Source organism: Pseudomonas sp. HC1(2025), from assembly GCF_058742075.1.
On record NZ_CP196017.1, the window covers coordinates 3,495,841 to 3,512,131 of the forward strand.

15 protein-coding genes are annotated in these 16,291 nt (G+C 63.3%); 10 read left to right on the plus strand and 5 right to left on the minus strand.

Annotated features, from left to right (window positions below; genetic code table 11):
* Window positions 1–75: 75 nt before the first annotated feature.
* Genes ACSSVH_RS15605 through ACSSVH_RS15620 form a run of 4 tightly spaced genes read right to left on the minus strand, consistent with a single transcriptional unit; the run spans window position 76 to window position 3,599 of the window.
* Window positions 76–792: an ABC transporter ATP-binding protein gene (locus tag ACSSVH_RS15605; protein ID WP_169957249.1), complete on the minus strand. Its 717-nt coding sequence runs from the start codon at window positions 790–792 to the stop codon at window positions 76–78.
* Window positions 785–1,558: an ABC transporter ATP-binding protein gene (locus tag ACSSVH_RS15610; RefSeq protein ID WP_099168260.1), complete on the minus strand. Its 774-nt coding sequence runs from the start codon at window positions 1,556–1,558 to the stop codon at window positions 785–787. The genes ACSSVH_RS15605 and ACSSVH_RS15610 overlap by 8 nt, the downstream gene beginning before the upstream one ends.
* Window positions 1,555–2,655 (minus strand): ABC transporter permease subunit, encoded by a 1,101-nt coding sequence (locus tag ACSSVH_RS15615; RefSeq protein WP_492633429.1) that lies wholly within the window; start codon window positions 2,653–2,655, stop codon window positions 1,555–1,557. The genes ACSSVH_RS15610 and ACSSVH_RS15615 overlap by 4 nt, the downstream gene beginning before the upstream one ends.
* Entirely contained in the window at window positions 2,652–3,599 is a 948-nt protein-coding gene (locus ACSSVH_RS15620; protein ID WP_170041592.1) for a branched-chain amino acid ABC transporter permease, read from the minus strand. Before ACSSVH_RS15620 ends, ACSSVH_RS15615 begins: the two co-directional genes overlap by 4 nt.
* 207 nt (window positions 3,600–3,806) lie before the next feature.
* Here ACSSVH_RS15620 and ACSSVH_RS15625 point away from each other — a divergent pair, with 207 nt between their 5' ends.
* Both ACSSVH_RS15625 and ACSSVH_RS15630 read left to right on the plus strand, forming a co-directional pair.
* Window positions 3,807–4,712 (plus strand): LysR substrate-binding domain-containing protein, encoded by a 906-nt coding sequence (locus tag ACSSVH_RS15625; RefSeq protein WP_169957245.1) that lies wholly within the window; start codon window positions 3,807–3,809, stop codon window positions 4,710–4,712.
* 123 nt (window positions 4,713–4,835) lie between these two features.
* Window positions 4,836–5,264, plus strand: a complete 429-nt coding sequence (locus tag ACSSVH_RS15630; protein ID WP_170058441.1) for a hypothetical protein — start codon at window positions 4,836–4,838, stop codon at window positions 5,262–5,264.
* Between the two features lie 81 nt (window positions 5,265–5,345).
* Here the strand turns inward: ACSSVH_RS15630 and ACSSVH_RS15635 are convergent, their stop codons facing one another.
* Window positions 5,346–5,813 (minus strand): Lrp/AsnC ligand binding domain-containing protein, encoded by a 468-nt coding sequence (locus ACSSVH_RS15635; RefSeq protein WP_169957257.1) that lies wholly within the window; start codon window positions 5,811–5,813, stop codon window positions 5,346–5,348.
* Window positions 5,814–5,974: 161 nt separating this feature from the next.
* On the opposite strand from ACSSVH_RS15635, the gene ACSSVH_RS15640 reads away from it, so the two are divergent.
* The 8 genes from ACSSVH_RS15640 (at window position 5,975) to ACSSVH_RS15675 (ending at window position 16,291) form a co-directional block, all read left to right on the plus strand.
* A complete protein-coding gene (locus ACSSVH_RS15640; protein WP_172311823.1) occupies window positions 5,975–7,795 on the plus strand; it encodes a tyrosinase family protein in 1,821 nt (606 codons plus the stop codon).
* Window positions 7,792–9,525, plus strand: a complete 1,734-nt coding sequence (locus ACSSVH_RS15645; protein ID WP_492633430.1) for a DUF8225 domain-containing protein — start codon at window positions 7,792–7,794, stop codon at window positions 9,523–9,525. Before ACSSVH_RS15640 ends, ACSSVH_RS15645 begins: the two co-directional genes overlap by 4 nt.
* Before the next feature lie 157 nt (window positions 9,526–9,682).
* Window positions 9,683–11,281 carry a hypothetical protein gene (locus ACSSVH_RS15650; RefSeq protein WP_170041010.1) on the plus strand — a complete coding sequence of 533 codons (1,599 nt, stop codon included), beginning with the start codon at window positions 9,683–9,685 and terminating at the stop codon, window positions 11,279–11,281.
* Window positions 11,278–12,099 carry a hypothetical protein gene (locus ACSSVH_RS15655; RefSeq protein WP_169957359.1) on the plus strand — a complete coding sequence of 274 codons (822 nt, stop codon included), beginning with the start codon at window positions 11,278–11,280 and terminating at the stop codon, window positions 12,097–12,099. Before ACSSVH_RS15650 ends, ACSSVH_RS15655 begins: the two co-directional genes overlap by 4 nt.
* A gap of 127 nt (window positions 12,100–12,226) precedes the next feature.
* Window positions 12,227–12,946, plus strand: a complete 720-nt coding sequence (locus ACSSVH_RS15660; protein ID WP_492633431.1) for a response regulator transcription factor — start codon at window positions 12,227–12,229, stop codon at window positions 12,944–12,946.
* Entirely contained in the window at window positions 12,943–14,283 is a 1,341-nt protein-coding gene (locus ACSSVH_RS15665; RefSeq protein WP_492633432.1) for a histidine kinase sensor domain-containing protein, read from the plus strand. Before ACSSVH_RS15660 ends, ACSSVH_RS15665 begins: the two co-directional genes overlap by 4 nt.
* A gap of 185 nt (window positions 14,284–14,468) precedes the next feature.
* Entirely contained in the window at window positions 14,469–14,756 is a 288-nt protein-coding gene (locus tag ACSSVH_RS15670; protein ID WP_169957354.1) for a DUF3649 domain-containing protein, read from the plus strand.
* The gene (locus tag ACSSVH_RS15675; protein WP_492633433.1) at window positions 14,753–16,291 is read left to right on the plus strand and encodes a PepSY-associated TM helix domain-containing protein; all 1,539 of its coding nucleotides are present in this window, start codon (window positions 14,753–14,755) and stop codon (window positions 16,289–16,291) included. The genes ACSSVH_RS15670 and ACSSVH_RS15675 overlap by 4 nt, the downstream gene beginning before the upstream one ends.

Here is a 16,291-nt window from a genome sequence, read left to right on the forward strand (position 1 = left end):
CCTGTTTCTCATCAGGCCCTCATGGCCTGTGGGGTGGGCGAAACACGCCGGGCGTCCGGTGGCGTTTGTCATGGGTTATTCACCGAGGTAGGCACTGCGCACCTCGGGGTGGTCGAGCAATTGCGCGCTGGCGCCGCTGAGGCTGATGCGCCCGGTGTCCATCACGTAGGCGCGGTCAGTCACTTGCAGCGCAAGGCGCGCATTCTGCTCCACCAGCAGCAGGGTCATGCCCTGGCGGCACACATCATCAATCACCTGGAACAGCTTTTCGACCATGATCGGCGCCAGGCCCATGGAGGGCTCATCAAGCACCAGCAACCGCGGCTTGGACAGCAGCGCACGGGCCAGGGCGAGCATCTGCTGCTCGCCGCCGGAGAGCAGGCCGGCCGATTGCTGCAAGCGTTCTTCCAGGCGTGGGAAGTGCTCGAACAACTGGCGGATTTCCAGGCTCACCTGGTGCGGGTCGCGGCGCAGGAACGCCCCGGCCTGGAGGTTTTCCAGCACGCTCATGCGCGCAAAAATGCCGCGCCCTTCGGGCACCATGGCGATGCCCAGGGTCAGGCGCTCATGGGGCGCCAGGCTGAGGATCGAGCGGCCGGCAAAGCGGATCTGCCCCGCAGCGGCCGGCAGCAACCCGGTCAGGGCCTTGAGGCTGGAGCTCTTGCCGGCGCCATTGGCGCCGATCAACGTCACCCGTTCGCCTTCATTAATATGCAGGTCCAGGGACTTGACCGCCTCGATGGCGCCGTAGCGCACCTTCAGGCCGTCAATCTGCAACAACGCTTCAGACATGGGCGCCGGCTCCCAGGTAGGCCTGGATCACTTGCGGGTGGCGGCGCACTTCGGCCGGCGCGCCCACGGCGATCACGCGGCCGTAGTCCAGCACGCTGATGCGGTCGCACACGCCCATCACCAGCTTCACGTCGTGTTCGATCAGCAACAGCGTGTGGCCGTCATCGCGGATCTTTTCCAGCAGGCTGCGCAGTTGCACTTTCTCGCTGGCATTCATCCCGGCGGCCGGCTCATCGAGGGCCAGCAGGCGCGGTTCGGTGGCCAGGGCGCGGGCAATTTCCAGGCGCCGCTGGTGGCCGTAGGACAGGCTGTCGGCGCGGTAGTGGGCAAACCCGGCGAGGCCGACATAGGCCAGCAGGCGGTGGGCGTGGGCGCGGGTCTGCGCTTCTTCCTCGCGCCCGCGCGAGTGCCCGCTCAAGGCCGCCCACACGCCGTTATGGGTGCGCACGTGGCGCCCGACCATGACGTTTTCCAGGGCGCTCATGGCGTTGAACAGGCGAATATTCTGGAACGTGCGCGCAATGCCGGCACGGGCCACCTGGTGCACCGCCGTGGGCTGGTACTCCTCGCCGTCGAGCTGGAAGCGCCCGGAATCCGGGGTGTACAGCCCCGTCATCACATTGAAGAAGGTGGTCTTGCCGGCGCCATTGGGCCCGATCAGGCCGTAGATTTCCCCGGCCTCGATACTCAAGCTCACGTCATCGAGCGCAGCCACGCCGCCAAACTGTTTATTGACCTTCTCGATCTGCAATAACGGATGGTTCAAGGTGCACCTCCTGTGCGGCTCGGCCAGAGGCCGGCGGGTCGATACAGCATCGCCAGAATCAGCGCCAGGCCGTAGAACAGCTGGCGGATAATCTCCGGGTCCACCAGCACTTGGCCAAACAGCGCCTGCTGCAAGGGGCCCATACTGGCGCGCAACGCTTCGGGCAGGGCGGCGAGCAACACGCAGCCCAGAATCACCCCGGGGATATGCCCCATGCCGCCGAGCACCACCATGGCCAGCACGGCGATGGACTCATTGAGGGTGAAGGATTCGGGTGAAACAAAGCCCTGGAATGAGGCAAACAGCGCCCCGCTGATCCCGCCGAACGCCGCGCCGATGGCAAATGCCAGCAGCTTCAGGCGCAGGGTGTTCAGGCCCATGGCCTGGGCCGCCTCTTCGTCCTCGCGGATCGCCATCCAGGCGCGGCCGATACGCGAGCGCTGAAGGCGGATGCAGGCAAACAGGATCAGCACCACCAGTGCGGCGAACAGGTAGTAATAGAGGTAGACCGAGGGCAAGCGCAGGCCGAACAGTTCCTGGGTACGCCCCAGGTTGACCCCCAGCAGCGTCACCGGATCGACCTGGGCGATGCCCTTGGGGCCGTTGGTGAGGTTCACCGGGCGGTCGAGGTTGCGCAGCAGGATGCGGATGATTTCGCCAAAGCCCAGGGTGACGATGGCCAGGTAATCGCCGCGCAGGCGCAGGGTCGGCGCCCCCAGAACCACCCCGAACCCCGCCGCCAGCAGCGCCGCCAGCGGCAAAATCAGCCAGATCGAGGTGTGCATGCCCTGCGGCATCAGCGCCAGCAAGGCCGGGAACTGTTGCAACAAATGGGGCGATGACAGCAAGGCCGCCAGGTAGGCGCCCACCGCGTAGAACGCGATAAAGCCCATGTCCAGCAGGCCGGCATAGCCCACCACGATGTTCAGGCCCAGGGCCAACATGATGTACAGCAGGGCAAAGTCCAGGGTGCGCACCCAGGTATTGCCGCCGGCATGCCCGACAATCCACGGGGCCAATACCAGGGCCAGGGCGAACAGCAACAGCCCAAGGCTGGCGCGTTTGCTCGAAGGGCTCACAGCGGTTGCCAGGCTCATGCGCGGGTCGCCAGTCGTTCGCCCAACAACCCCTGGGGCCGGAACACCAGCACCGCGATCAACACGATGAAGGCGAACACGTCCTGGTAGTTGCTGCCGAACACGCCGTTGGTGGCGGCCCCCAGGTACCCGGTGCCGAGGGCTTCGATCAGCCCCAGCAGCAGGCCGCCGAGCATCGCGCCCTTGAGGTTGCCGATGCCGCCCAGCACCGCCGCGGTAAACGCCTTGATGCCGGGCAAAAAGCCCATATAGAAATGCGCGCTGCCATAGTTGCTGGCCATCATGATGCCCGCCAGCGCGGCCAGGGCGCCGCCGATGGCGAAGGTCATGACGATGATGCGGTTGGGGTTGATGCCCATCAGGCTCGCCACTTGCGGGTTCTCGGCCACGGCGCGCATGGCCCGGCCAAAACGCGTGCGCTCGACCAGCAGCAACAGCCCGACCATCAGGCTCAAGGCCACGCCAATGGTGGTCAGGGCGGTGGCATTGGTCACGGCGGCGTGGGTGGCATCGCCGGCCAGCACTTCGATGGGCTCCAGGGGCAGCAATTGCGGGAACATCTGCGGGTTACGGGTCCAGACCAGCATCGCCACGGTCTGCAACAACAGCGACACGCCGATACCACTGATCAATGGCGCCAGGCGCGGGGCGTTACGCAAGCGCCGGTAGGCCACGCGCTCGATCACCACCGCCAGCACCGCACAGAAGGCCATGGCGATCATTGCCGCCACCAGCAGCAACAGCACCGGCGGCATATCCGGCCAAGCCGCCTGCAACACCCGGATCACCGACAGGCCCACCAGCGCGCCGATCATCAACACATCGCCGTGGGCGAAGTTGATGATCCGCAAAATGCCGTAGACCATGGTGTAACCCAAGGCCACTAAGGCGTAGAGACTGCCCGACAGCAAGCCGTTGAGCAGTTGCTGGATAAACGCATCCATGAGAACCATCAACTCCATACACAGAAAACATCGGTGCCAGGGCGCACCGACTAAAAGTCCGAGCGCGGAACACTAGTTATTTATTCTGTTTTTATCAAATATCTGAAAGGAATATGTTTATACCCAATACCAAACGCCCTATATGCGGCACATTTTCCCCACTGATGCCGCTTTATTTATCTTTTTACTTGGTATTTAATTCAACACATGAATAATTTAGAACAGTTAGCCAACGATCCACCCTTGCGTGCCGTGCGCACGTTCGAAGCCTTTGCCCGCCATGGTGGGGTGAATGCCGCCGCCCGCGAACTGGGGGTGTCGCCCTCGGCTGTCAGCCATCAGTTGCACTTGCTCGAAAGCTTCCTGCAACAACCCCTGACCCTGCGCCAGGGCCGCAACCTGGGGTTGACCGACGAAGGCCGCGAGTACTACCGGGCGATTCGCTCGGCATTCGCGGTGCTGCGCAGTGCCACCGAGCACGTGCGGGAAAAAAGCGCGACGCGCCAGGTCACCATCAGCCTGATCCCGATGTTCGCGACCCACCTGTTCATCCCGCGCCTGCCGCAGTTTTTGAGCGCCAACCCGGCGCTGGATATCAACATCACCTACGCCAACCACCGCAGCTACCCCAGCGATGCCGCCGACCTGTCGATCCGCTTCGGCACCGGGCACTGGCCGGGGTATCACAGCGAGCCACTGATCAGCGGCGCGGTCACGCCGTTCTGCAGCCGCGAGTTCCTCCAGCGCCACGGCCCCATCGCCACGCCGCAAGCCCTCAGCGAACTGCCACTGCTGCACGACGAAGAGCGTGGTACCTGGGGCCAATGGTTCGACGCGGCCCAGGTGCCGCACACCCACTCGCACAATGGCCTGCTGCTGGAGGACGGCCAGTTGACCCTGGTCGCCACCCTCACCGGCCTGGGCTGCTCGCTGTTGCGTGCGCCGTTGGTGGCGCCGCTGGTGGCCAGGGGGGAACTGGTGCAACTGTTTGACGTGCAGGCAGATGACGGGCGCCAGTACTACCTGTGCCGCCGGGCCAACAGCGAGCTGTCGAGCGAAGGCAACAACCTGTACGACTGGATCAAGGGCCGCCTGGGCCACAGCCCCGTGTAGGAACAGTGGTTAACGATGCCGCGGCGTGCCCTCTCAGGGTTTTCGCCGGCAAGCCGGCTCCTACAGATGGGGTATGATGCCGCGCTTTGAAGAACCAGCTGTAGACCTGCGAGGAAACGCACCTTGAGTAACGACGCAAAAATGACCGGCGACCTGTTCGAAGTAGACAAGCGCCTGTCGCTCAAGCCTGTGGTGGATTTCAATAGCTACCTGCAGGCGGCCTTCGGCGATGGCCCTTGCACCTGTGTGCGCTGTGTTGCCAGTGCGGGTGACGAGAAAGGTTACGAGTATCAGCACAGCTTCAACTTCCTGGGCCAGGTGGCCCACCGGCGCTTTGCGTTGACCGCTGGCAGCGATGTGCTGCAGATGCTAAAAAAGGCCTGGCTGTCGTACACCAAGGCCGAGCTGCCTGGCAGTGGCGACTTGGCACTGGAAACGGTCAAGGAGTTCGTCGAGCCGCAGTTGCACAAGCGCTTGCTGCCGCTGTTGCTGGCCAGTGGGTTGGTCAAGGATGTCGAGGGTGGGTTGCAGCTTCAGGCTGTGGCGGCCTGATAGACAACCGAATCATTACAGCGAACGCATCACCCTGTGGGAGCAAGCCCGCTCCCACAGGGTGATGCGTCTCATGGGCGTCTACAGATGTTGCACGCCCTGCAACGGCAACTCATAAGACTTCTTCACGGTGCGCACCACCAACGTCGAAGAATACGTACGAATCGGAATATCCCGGTAAGTGTCGAGAAACCGATAGATGTATTCGGTGTACTCCGTGGCATCGCGAAACTTGGCCACCATCACAAAATCAAACTCTCCGGTCATCAGGTAGCAGTCTTGGATCTCCGGGTGATTGGCGAGGATGTGCTGCATCTTGCGATCAATGTCGTTGCTGTCTTTGTCGAGTTTGATCAAAAAGAACGCAGTGACCTGGATCCCCAGCTTTTTTTCATCCAGCACCGCGACTTTCGCCTTGATGATGCCCACGCTCTCCAGGCGCCGGATGCGCCGGTAACAACTGGTCGAGGACAGCCCCACGCTGTCGCTGAGCAGGTCCAGGCTTTGGGTGCAGTCTTTCTGCAACTTGCCGAGAATTTTCAAATCCATGGCGTCTGTCATTATTTCCACTTCTTCCTTGAGAAAACTGCAATGAATCCGCCGTAAAAGCGGGCCAATTTGCACAATTCTCTGCACAGTGGCCCGTTACTATCAAATCCAGCTTAGCAGCCCCGGCAGATCCAGCATGGGGGCTGCATGAGAGGGATCTTATGATAGTCGCGAAACCGACATGGACCGCTGATATCCAAGGGCTTTTCACCGCGCCTTACTGGATCCCGGCGGCAGATCGCGCCAACGTCGCAGGCTCGTGGATGCGCTGCATGAATGCCTACGATGTGTTCCTGCAAGACCCCGATTCGGTCAAGACCTGGTCCGAAACCATCTACCAGCACCTGGCGTCGCGCAATATGCCGCTGACCCTGGATGACCGGCAGTTCTGGCCTATCGACGCCCTGGAAACCTTCCGGTTGTGGGTCAACCAGGGCTGGCGCCTGAACAGCTTTTCGCCGTTCGACATCGCCGAGCGCATCCCCCCTCCAGACCTGCCGCACCCGGTCAAGCGCGTGCGCCAGGACATCCGCGCATTGAGCCAGGAGCAACTGGACCTGTACCGCGCACGGCTCGACGACGTGATGCAGATCGGCAATCCGGACAGTGGCTCACCCTGGCAGCGCTATGCCTATATCCACACCAACTGGTGCCTGCATTACCAGGAAGCCTTTGCCCTGTGGCATCGCGCTTACCTGCTGTACCTGGAAGCCTTGATTGACTATCCGATCCCCTACTGGGACTGGATGGCCGAGGACGCCAGTGTCGACGGCAGCCCCCAGGCCGGCCTGCCCCAGGCCTTTCTCGATGAGACCTATGTGCACCCGCACAGCGGCGAGGTGCGGCGCAACCCGTTGCGGTATGCGGCGGCCAAGGATGGCCGCTCGAAAGTCTGCGCCTCGGGCAATGTCGAGAGGGTGGACTGCGGCTTCGTGCAACGCAACCCGCTGTTCTACACCCAGGGCGACCAACAGCGGTTCAAACGTACCCAGCTGTACGGCATGAGCCGGATTTTCCAGCAGCAGGTGGTGGACGCCTTGAAATTCAAGACCTTCAGCCAGCCCCAGGGCGTGCCGGGGTATCCCTGGGCCAATATCACCGTGTTTGATCCACCGCAAAAGGACGCGCTGTACCCCAACCGCACGCTGAATTTCGATGGCCTGTACGAACAGCCCCACGACAACTATCACGGCTGGATCGGCGGCGATATGGCCGACAACGCCTACACCGCGTTTGACCCGCTGTTCTGCTCCTATCACGCCAATATCGACCGCGTGCTGGAGATCTGGATCCGCGCCAACCCGGCGGCGCAATACACCACCCAATGCCTGCTCCAGCCGTTTGCCGGCAGCCAGGCCGACGCGGTCACGTTCACCAGTGCCGATGCCTGGCGCTACACCACCCTGGGCGATATGGCCCAGGACAGCCGGCACATCGGCTACGACTACGCCACCCCGGTGGCGCCGCCGTTCGGCGCCCGCCGCGCCAGCGCCAGTGCGTGCTGCCCCCACAGTGCCGCGCCGGTCCAGGAGCAGGCCCAGGCCAGCGGCCCATGGGTGGTGTTCGACCATGTGCGCTGCACCCATGACACCTATTTGATCGACGTGTTCCTCAACCAGCCCGACGCCACGCCCCAGCAGGTCAACGCGGATAACCCGCACTACGTCGGGCGCTTCAGCCGCATCGGCATGGGGCTGGTGGATGACAAGGGGCGCTGCATCACCCACGGCGTCTGCCGCGCACTGAATGCGGCGCGCAGTGCCACGGCGTTGCACCTGGGCCCCACGGACGCCGTGCAGTTGAGCCTGCTGGTCACCCATCTCGATAGTGGCCGGGTATTGGCGCCGCAAGAGTACGCGCCGCTGCCTGGCTTTATCGCCCAACTGGTGTGGGACGACCCGCGCCAGACCGTTGCCGACCCTCCCCCGAGTGCCGGTTGCTGCGCAGCTTCTACCCCCACACCCCATGGAGATCTGTCATGAGCACGCCGTTCAAGCAATTCACCTCCCCCGCTGGGCAAGCACCAAAGGACTACAACAAGCTGGGCCTGGAAAACCAGTTGCCGCAATTTGAAACCGACTGGAACAACGACGTCACCGGCTGGACCGAAGCGGCGATCATCGGCAACCCGTGGTCGGGCCTCAACGACGCGCCGCGCTCGGGCTATTACAACCCGCTGGTCGAGGGCTATGGCGACGTCACCCCGCCGGCAATCACCTGGCAACCCTTCCCTAACCGGCTGTGGACGTTTTTCTACAACAACGGCACGGCCGTGATTCCGCAACTGGGCGGCAAGGCCATGACCCTGCAACAGGTCATGGAACTGACCGACAACGGCCAGATCACCCTCAACAACACCCTCTACACCCTGTACGACCCGGACAAGAAAGGCACCCTGCTACAACTGCCGGTGACCCGTTGCCCGAGTATCGACTGGAACGGCAAGTACAAGGATTTCTCGCCCTCCGGCCCACGGGGCTGGCTGGACGAATACTGCGAGTGGTCGATTGTGCGCGATACCAACGGCAAGATGCGCAAGATCACCTTCACCAGCGAAAACCCGGCGTACTTCCTGGCCATGTGGCGCATCGATCCGAATGCAGTGCTGGGGCTGTATCGCGACTACATCGACCCGAACGTGCAACTGCAAGACCTGTACCTGCGCTACACCGCCAACTGCCCGACCGGCAATGCCGGTGACCCGGTGATCGACCCGACCACGGGCCTGCCGGCCTACGACACCGTCAACAAATGGAACGCCGGCACCGCCTGTACCCCCGGCCAGTTCGGCGGCGCAATGCACCTGACCTCCGGCCCCAACACCCTCAGCGCCGAGGTGTACCTGGCGGCAGCGGCCACGATCATGCGGCCCCTGAAAAGCAGCCAGAACCCCCAGTCACTGATCTGCTGCGCGCAGTATGGGCAGAACTATCGCAACTCCGACCCGCATATCGGCTTTGCGGCCAATGAGGCGGCCATCAGCAGCCGTATTTCCCTGACCAACCCCATCGCCCTGTACCTGCAACAACCCACCAACTTCAGTGCCTGGAAAGGCCCGCAGGGGCAGGATGTGAGCCAGTACTGGCGCATCACCCGTGGTACCGCCAAATCGGCGATCAACGGCTCCGACCAGATCCTCCAGGCGGTGTTCGAGGTCCCGCAAAGCGCGGGGTTCTCGATCAATGACATCACCATCAACGGCCAGGCCGTGGACTATGTGTGGGTGATTGCCCAGCAACTGCTGGTGGGCCTGAGTGTGACCGCCACCCCAAGCACCACGGCGCCGCCGTCCCCTTGCGTGCAGGACCGGGTCAATGGCCTGCAACCCTGGCCGGTGCAGCTGTTGCCGCTGGACCTGTTCTACGGCCAGTCGCCCACCGACCTGCCGGCCTGGCTGGCCCCAGGCAGCAGCGGGCAGTTCGCGCTGGTGGTGCAAGGCGCCGACCTCAAGACCACCGCCGCCACTGCACGGATCCAGTTCAGCAACCCCGGGGTGACCGCGCAGGTCACGAAGTTTTTGCCCGATGCCTCGGCCATTCCCGGCCAGACCAATGCGGGCGGTACCCAGGGTTACATCATGACCATCAGCGTCGCGAAAAACGCGGCGCCGGGGCTGGTGACGGTCCGCGCGCTCAACCCGGGCGAAGCGGATAACGTCAGCGTGGCGGACCACCCATGGGAATCCGGGCTGGCGCTGGTGCCATCCCTTTAAGGGCAAACACCCCCCCCTGTGGGAGCTGGCTTGCCAGCGAGAATCCTCAACGATAACGCGGGGTATCTGATGCCCAGTGGTGCTCTCAGGTTTTTCGCCGGCAAGCCGGCTCCTACAGAACGGCTAGAAGCTTCACCTTCATGCAAGGAGCGCGATGATGTACAGATTTCGCTTACGTGGTCTGCTGCTGGTCAGCACGCTGCTGTCGCTGTTTCTCCTGCCCACGGCCCAGGCATCGGATGCCGATACCTGCGTCCAGCAGCAGTTGGTGTTCGACCCCAACAGCGGCGGTTTTCTACCCGTCAACAATTTCAACACCACTGGCCAGAGCTTCATGAACTGTTTTGGCTGGCAGCTGTTTATTGCCCTGAACTGGCCCGTGGATCCCGGATGGCCAGCCAATGCAGCCCTCGCGGGCGAGCCGAACCGCAAGATCAGCATGGCGCAATTTGGCGTGCCCCAGGTCGCCGGGCAACCCATGACCACCGCGCCGGTGTGGGCAAGCTTTAAAGACGCTAACGATATATTCCTGCCCGGCGCCCGACCGCCCACAGGCTGGGGCGTGCAGACATTGGTGCCGTCCAATTGCAGCAGCGAGGGCAGCCTCAAAGCGCTGTCGGTAGGCGCGCGCAAATTCATGAACGCCACCTCGGAAAGCGCGACCAACGCCAAGCATCGCTTCCACTTGTCCAGCGGCACCCTGGCGTCGATTCCCGACCCGATCATGGAGGCCGCCGGTGGCTGGCTGACGGACCAGACCGGCAACCTGGTGTATTTCGAACGCAAGGTGGGCAAGGCCGAGTTTGACTACATCGTCGACAACGGGTTGTACGATGCGGCCAATCAACTGGCCGTGGCACAGAACAGCGATGGCAAGCACCCTGCCGGCCTGTCGCTGCCGGCCGGCGAGCTGATGCGTTCGATGCCGGCCAAGCCGCTGCCCCAGGAACAATTGGGCGCCCTGGAACTCAAGGCCGCCTGGCGCATCCTCACCGGCAAGCCCCAGCTCTACGGGCGCTACCTGACCACCGTGGCCTGGCTCAAGAACCCCGCCACCCTGCAATGCACCCAACAGGTGGTAGGCCTGGTGGGCCTGCATATCATCAACAAGACCCAGAGTTCACCGAACTTCATCTGGACCACCTTCGAGCAAGTGGACAACGTACAGGAACCGGGGCAAAACCCGGCGCAACAGACACCGCCCGACGGCTATACCTTCTACAACCCCGATTGCAGCGGTGGCCCTGACGTGTGCACGCCGAACGTAGCCCGTATCCAGTGCAAGCAGCACCACCCTGATCGCGAATGCACCGAGCCCTATCCCCGCAACCAACCGGTGCAGACCACCCGCGAACACCCCTTGCCTTCGGACATGCAAGCGCTCAACGGCGCGGTGCAGGCCAGCTTCGCCCAGCAGACCAGCGGCCAGTCGGTGTTCCAGTACTACAAGCTGGTCAATGTGCTGTGGATCACCGCCCCGACACCGCCGGACCCCGAGCCGGGCGCCGGCGCAAAGGTGCCCCTGTCCTATGGACCCTTTATCAGCGATAGCAACGTACCGGTGGCCAATACCACCATGGAGACCTACGTCCAGGGCCTGAACTGCAATGACTGCCATCAAAAGGCAACGATTGCCGGCGACCCGAGCCTGGCCTCGGACTTTTCGTTCCTGTTCAACAACGCCGATTCGGCCAAGCAAAAAAGCCTGATCAAGCGCGTGCATGCCTTCGAAACCCTCAAGGACGGTCAACCATGAAACGCTCCCTCGCCACTCTCCTGCTCGCATTATCGATGGCCCTGGCCCCCCTGGCCCTGGCCCATTCGCCCCATGAACTGCATGCAGTCAGCAACGGCGCCGATGCCGATGCACCGGGCAACCACGGCATGTTCATGGTCGGCTCGCAGACCCTGTTTTTGGTGCACATGCCGATGTTCACCACGGAAAAGCACATGTACCAGATCGTCCTGCAGGCCAGCCTGCCCGCCGACGTGATGGCCAAATACCAGGCGCTGCGCGCGGCCAACCCGAGCAAGCCGTATAACCTGATCAATGTCGATAACGACACCTTCACCCTGCCCCAGCTCAAGGCCGGTGAGGTGACCACGTTCAAGGCAACGATCTTTGACGGCTACTCCAATGATGGCGGCGGTACACCGGGGCCGGTGTTGTTTGACAACGTGCCGGTGACGGTCGAAGCGGTGGTGATCTACCGGCCGTTCAACCTGGGCATCGACCGCCCCAAACAGCTGGTCTACACCTTGTTTGGCCGGGGCAATGAGGCGCACTTGACGCACTACATCGCCCAGGATCCGGACTTCCAGGAAATCATTACCCTGCCTGGGCCACCAGCACCGTTTTCGGCGGCGCAGTTGGTGTCTACGGTGGATTTGAATTTCACCACCGTGCAATCGTTGCCGATCGTATGCCAGTCGCCGCTCAAGCCCGGGGTTTACCCAACGTTGCTGGAGGGGCGTGCGGATGCGCCGGTGGCCCTGGATCTGGGACCGGCAGCGCAGCGCGTGTGGTATTCGACGGGCAATCTGTTGAACAAGACAGACCCTTGTCAGCGTTAGGCGGCGCCATTGACCTGCATACGGCCGTTTTCTCCAAATGCAGCAATAATCCGCAATCGATAGGAATGTGGCGGGAGATTTGCCAGAATGCGCGACTTAGAAACATTCGCATTCGCAGGAAATTCCCATGCACGCCCACCCTTCGCTCCCCGCTGCGCGTCGCATCCTCGCCGTCGAGGATGACCCGGTGCTCGCCGCCCACCTGGACAGCCACCTGGGCCAACGTGGCTTCGATGTCACGTTGCGCCAGGACGGTGGCGAGATCGTCGAGTTGGTGCGCGCCCAACCTTTCGACCTGATCCTGATGGATATCATGCTGCCGGGCAGCAGCGGCCTGGAGGTGCTCGCGCAACTGCGCCGGCATCAACGGGTGCCGGTGATCCTGATGTCGGCCCTCGGTGCCGAGCAGGACCGCATCACCGGGTTCAGCCAGGGCGCCGACGATTACCTGCCCAAGCCGTTCAGCATGCTGGAGATGGATGTGCGCATCGACGCGATCCTGCGCCGGGTGGCCTATGAACATGAGGTGCCCGGCACGGCGCGCAATGAGGACCCGCAACTGACATTCGACGAACAACGCACCGATGTCAGCCTCAATGAGCAGTGGGCCGACCTGACCACCACCGAGTATCGGGTGCTGGAAACCCTGGTGGCCCATGTCGATGAGGTGCTGACCAAGGCGTTTCTGTACCAACATGTCATGCATCGTGCCTATTCCAGGCATGATCGCAGCCTGGACATGCATGTCAGCCGCATCCGGCGCAAGTTGCAGGCCATCGGCTACACCGCCGGGCGCGTGGAGACGGTCAGGAGCACCGGCTACATGCTGACCCGGCTGCAAGCATGAGGCTGCCCAACCGCCATTCGCTGTTGTGGAAACTGATCGGTTTGCTGGCGGTACTGTGCCTGTTGGTGGTCAGCCTGCAAGTGGATGTGAGCCAGCGTATCTATGAAGCCACCGCGCGACTGCCCGCTCCCACCCGCTACATCCTCGGCGAATACGCGCGCCAGGCCGAAATGGCCTGGCGCGAGCGCGGTGCGGCAGGGGTCGATGAGTTCCTCAAAAGCCTGCGTGCCCAGGAGCAGGTGTGGGCGGTGGTGGTGGACGACCACCATTCGCTGTCCTCCCAGGCCTTGACCACGATCGAACGGCGCAAGCTGGACTTTGTGCGCCAGATCGACTGGCCCGTGGGCCGCCCTGGTGGCCGGCCAACGTTTTACATGCCGTTCAGCGACGGCGCAGCCCGCCTGGTCATGGAGTTGCCGCTGCACCTGGACCCGCGCCAGGGCCGTGGCCTATGGGACATTTTGCTGCGCCAGGTGCTGCCGACAGGCCTGGCGTTGTTGTTTGGCGTGCTGTTGTACCGGGTGCTGATTTCACCGCTGGTGATCCTGCGGCGCCAGGCCAATGCCCTGAGCGCCGGTGACCTGGCCTCGCGGGTCGGGCCGCAGGTGACGCGGCGCCGCGATGAATTGGGTGAGTTGGCCCGGGCCTTCGACCATATGGCCGAGCGCCTGGAAAGCACGGTGGTGCTGCAACGGCGCTTGCTGCGGGACTTGTCCCACGAACTGCGCACGCCCTTGAGCCGGCTGCGGGTGGCCGGTGAGCGCGAGCCTGATCCAGGCGCCCTGCGCCAGCGCCTGGAGCGCGAAGTGCAAGGTATGGAACGCTTGATCGGCAGCACCCTGGAGCTGGTCTGGCTGGATACCGAACGCCCATCCATGCCCGTGGAAGCGGTCGAGATGGAGCCTTTGTGGGACCTGCTGCGCGAAGACGCCTGCTTTGAAAGCGGCTGGCCCAGCGAACGCCTGCCCTGCGAACTGCCCGCAGGCGTCTGGGTGCTGGGCAACCTCAATGGCCTGGCCCAGGCCCTGGAAAATATCCTGCGCAATGCCATCCGCCATTCCCCCGAACACGGTGTGGTGCGCTTGACCGGTGTGCTTGAGGGCGATTTCTGGCACCTGTGCATCCAGGACCAGGGCCCGGGGATCGAGCCCGACAAGCTGGAACAGATCTTCCTGCCCTTCACCCGCCTCAATGCCGCCCGCCCGGGTGGTGACGGTTATGGCCTGGGCTTGTCGATTGCCCGCAGCATCGTGCAGTTGCAAGGTGGCCAGCTGTGGGCACAGAACACCACGCCCGGGCTGTGCCTGCATCTGCGACTCAAAGTGTATAAGTTGTAAATTGCGTTTACTCTCATATGAGAATCACTAGCATTCGAGTCAACCCTATGCATGGTCGCCCTCTGTAGGAGCCGGCTTGCCGGCGATGGCGGCTGATAAGTCAGCACAAGGCTCAAAGGCCTGATCGCCGGCAAGCCGGCTCCTACAGGGGATATTCGTTGCTGACCTGATTCTGATGAGTCCCCATGAAAAGCAAATCCCCTGCCTGGCCGACACTCTCGCGGATGGTCGCCGCGCTGATCGGCGGCTACCTGTTTACCTATGCGTTTACCGCCGCCCTGGCGCGCCTGTTGCCCATGGACAAGGTGGATGCCCTGGTGGTCGCCAGCCTGCCCTCGTTCCTGATCTACACCCTGGCGATCCTCTGGGCCTTCGCCTGCCGCAACGCCTGGCGCGCGTGGGCCGGCATGGCCCTGGCACTGCCCTTGGCCGCCATCGGCTTCTGGCCCCAATGGCGTGAGGTACTGGGATGAAACACAAGACCCTGACCCAGGCCATGGCCTGGCTGCATACCTGGAGCGGGCTGGTGTTCGGCTGGCTGCTGTTTGCGATCTTCCTCACCGGCACCCTGGCGGTGTTCGACAAGGAAATCGACGGCTGGATGCGCCCGGAAATCCCCACCTCCACCCTGTCGCAAAGCGCTGCTGCGCAACAGGCCCTCGGCTATCTGGCGCGCCAGCATCCCGAGGCGCGCACCTGGAACATCGGCCTGCCCGGCGAACGCTCCGACACCCTGACCGTATCGGCCGGCGAACAACGCCGTGGCGGCGGCACCGCGCTCGACCCGCACACCGGCGAGCCGCTGGCCGTGCGCGAAACCGCTGGGGGCGGGTTCTTCTTCCGCTTCCACTTCACCCTCAACCTGCCGCGCGACCTGGGGATCTGGACGGTCGGCCTGGCTGCAATCGCGATGCTGGTGGCATTGCTCAGTGGAATTGTGATCCACAAGAAATTCTTCAAGGAATTCTTCACCTTCCGCCCGGCCAAGGGCCAGCGTTCATGGCTGGATGCGCACAACGCCACCGCAGTGCTGGTGTTGCCCTTTCACTTGATGATTACCTACACCGGGCTGGTGATTTTCTACCTGATCTACATGCCGGCGGCGGTGGACGCGCTGTTTGACGGCGACCGCGACAACCTCTTCCGCGCCTTGCGTGGCGCGCCCGCCGAGCAACAGGTACGCGGCGAACGCCCCAAGCACAGCGAGGCCGCCGAACTGACAGCGCTTGGCCCGGTGCTGGCCGAGGCCGAGCGCGCCATGGGGCCGGTGTCCAGCTTGTCGATCCACAATCCCGGACGCAGCGACGCACGGATCGAGGCGCGCCCGGTGCTGGGCAACCGCATCGAGCTGACCAAGGGCCAGAGCATGCTGTTTGACGGGGTCAGCGGTGAAGTCCTGCGCCAACCGGCGGTCAGTCGGCCCAGCCTGCTGACCCAAAAGGTCATGGCCGGCCTGCACTTTGCGCAGTTTGGCGGCTATTCCATGCGCTGGTTGTACTTTGTCTGCGGCCTGGCCAGTTGCGCGATGCTGGCGACCGGCGTGGTGCTGTTTACCGTCAAGCGCCGCCGGCGCCACGATGGCGAAGGCGCGGTCGGCGCCCTCCTCTACCACATCGCCGAGCGGCTGAATGTGGCGGTGGTGGCCGGGCTGATGGTGGCGTGCGTGGCCTTCCTGTGGGCCAACCGCTTGCTGCCGGTGGAACTGGCCCAACGCGGTGGCTGGGAGGTGCGGGTGTTTTTCCTGGTGTGGCTGCTGAGTCTGGGCCACGCGATTGTCCGCCCCTGGCGCAGTGCCTGGCGCGAGCAACTGGGCCTGGCCGCCGCCCTGTGTATCACTCTGCCGGCCCTGAATCTGCTGGGGCAAAACCTGGGTGATTACGTCTACCTGGAATTGACCACCGTGGGCCTCGGCCTGCTGCTGGCCTGGCCGTGCTGGAAGCTGTACCAGGCGCCCAAGGAACGCAGCGCACGGCGCGTGGCCAAGCACGCCGTGGCGCAGGTCAATTGA

Coding starts and splice junctions, on each gene's coding strand:
- ACSSVH_RS15655 (WP_169957359.1), top strand. CDS start 11,278: ATGAAACGCTCCCTCGCCACTCTCCTGCTCGCATTATCGATGGCCCTG.
- ACSSVH_RS15660 (WP_492633431.1), top strand. CDS start 12,227: ATGCACGCCCACCCTTCGCTCCCCGCTGCGCGTCGCATCCTCGCCGTC.
- ACSSVH_RS15670 (WP_169957354.1), top strand. CDS start 14,469: ATGAAAAGCAAATCCCCTGCCTGGCCGACACTCTCGCGGATGGTCGCC.
- ACSSVH_RS15650 (WP_170041010.1), top strand. CDS start 9,683: ATGTACAGATTTCGCTTACGTGGTCTGCTGCTGGTCAGCACGCTGCTG.
- ACSSVH_RS15615 (WP_492633429.1), bottom strand. CDS start 2,655: ATGAGCCTGGCAACCGCTGTGAGCCCTTCGAGCAAACGCGCCAGCCTT.
- ACSSVH_RS15625 (WP_169957245.1), top strand. CDS start 3,807: ATGAATAATTTAGAACAGTTAGCCAACGATCCACCCTTGCGTGCCGTG.
- ACSSVH_RS15645 (WP_492633430.1), top strand. CDS start 7,792: ATGAGCACGCCGTTCAAGCAATTCACCTCCCCCGCTGGGCAAGCACCA.
- ACSSVH_RS15640 (WP_172311823.1), top strand. CDS start 5,975: ATGATAGTCGCGAAACCGACATGGACCGCTGATATCCAAGGGCTTTTC.
- ACSSVH_RS15665 (WP_492633432.1), top strand. CDS start 12,943: ATGAGGCTGCCCAACCGCCATTCGCTGTTGTGGAAACTGATCGGTTTG.
- ACSSVH_RS15675 (WP_492633433.1), top strand. CDS start 14,753: ATGAAACACAAGACCCTGACCCAGGCCATGGCCTGGCTGCATACCTGG.
- ACSSVH_RS15635 (WP_169957257.1), bottom strand. CDS start 5,813: ATGGATTTGAAAATTCTCGGCAAGTTGCAGAAAGACTGCACCCAAAGC.
- ACSSVH_RS15605 (WP_169957249.1), bottom strand. CDS start 792: ATGTCTGAAGCGTTGTTGCAGATTGACGGCCTGAAGGTGCGCTACGGC.
- ACSSVH_RS15620 (WP_170041592.1), bottom strand. CDS start 3,599: ATGGATGCGTTTATCCAGCAACTGCTCAACGGCTTGCTGTCGGGCAGT.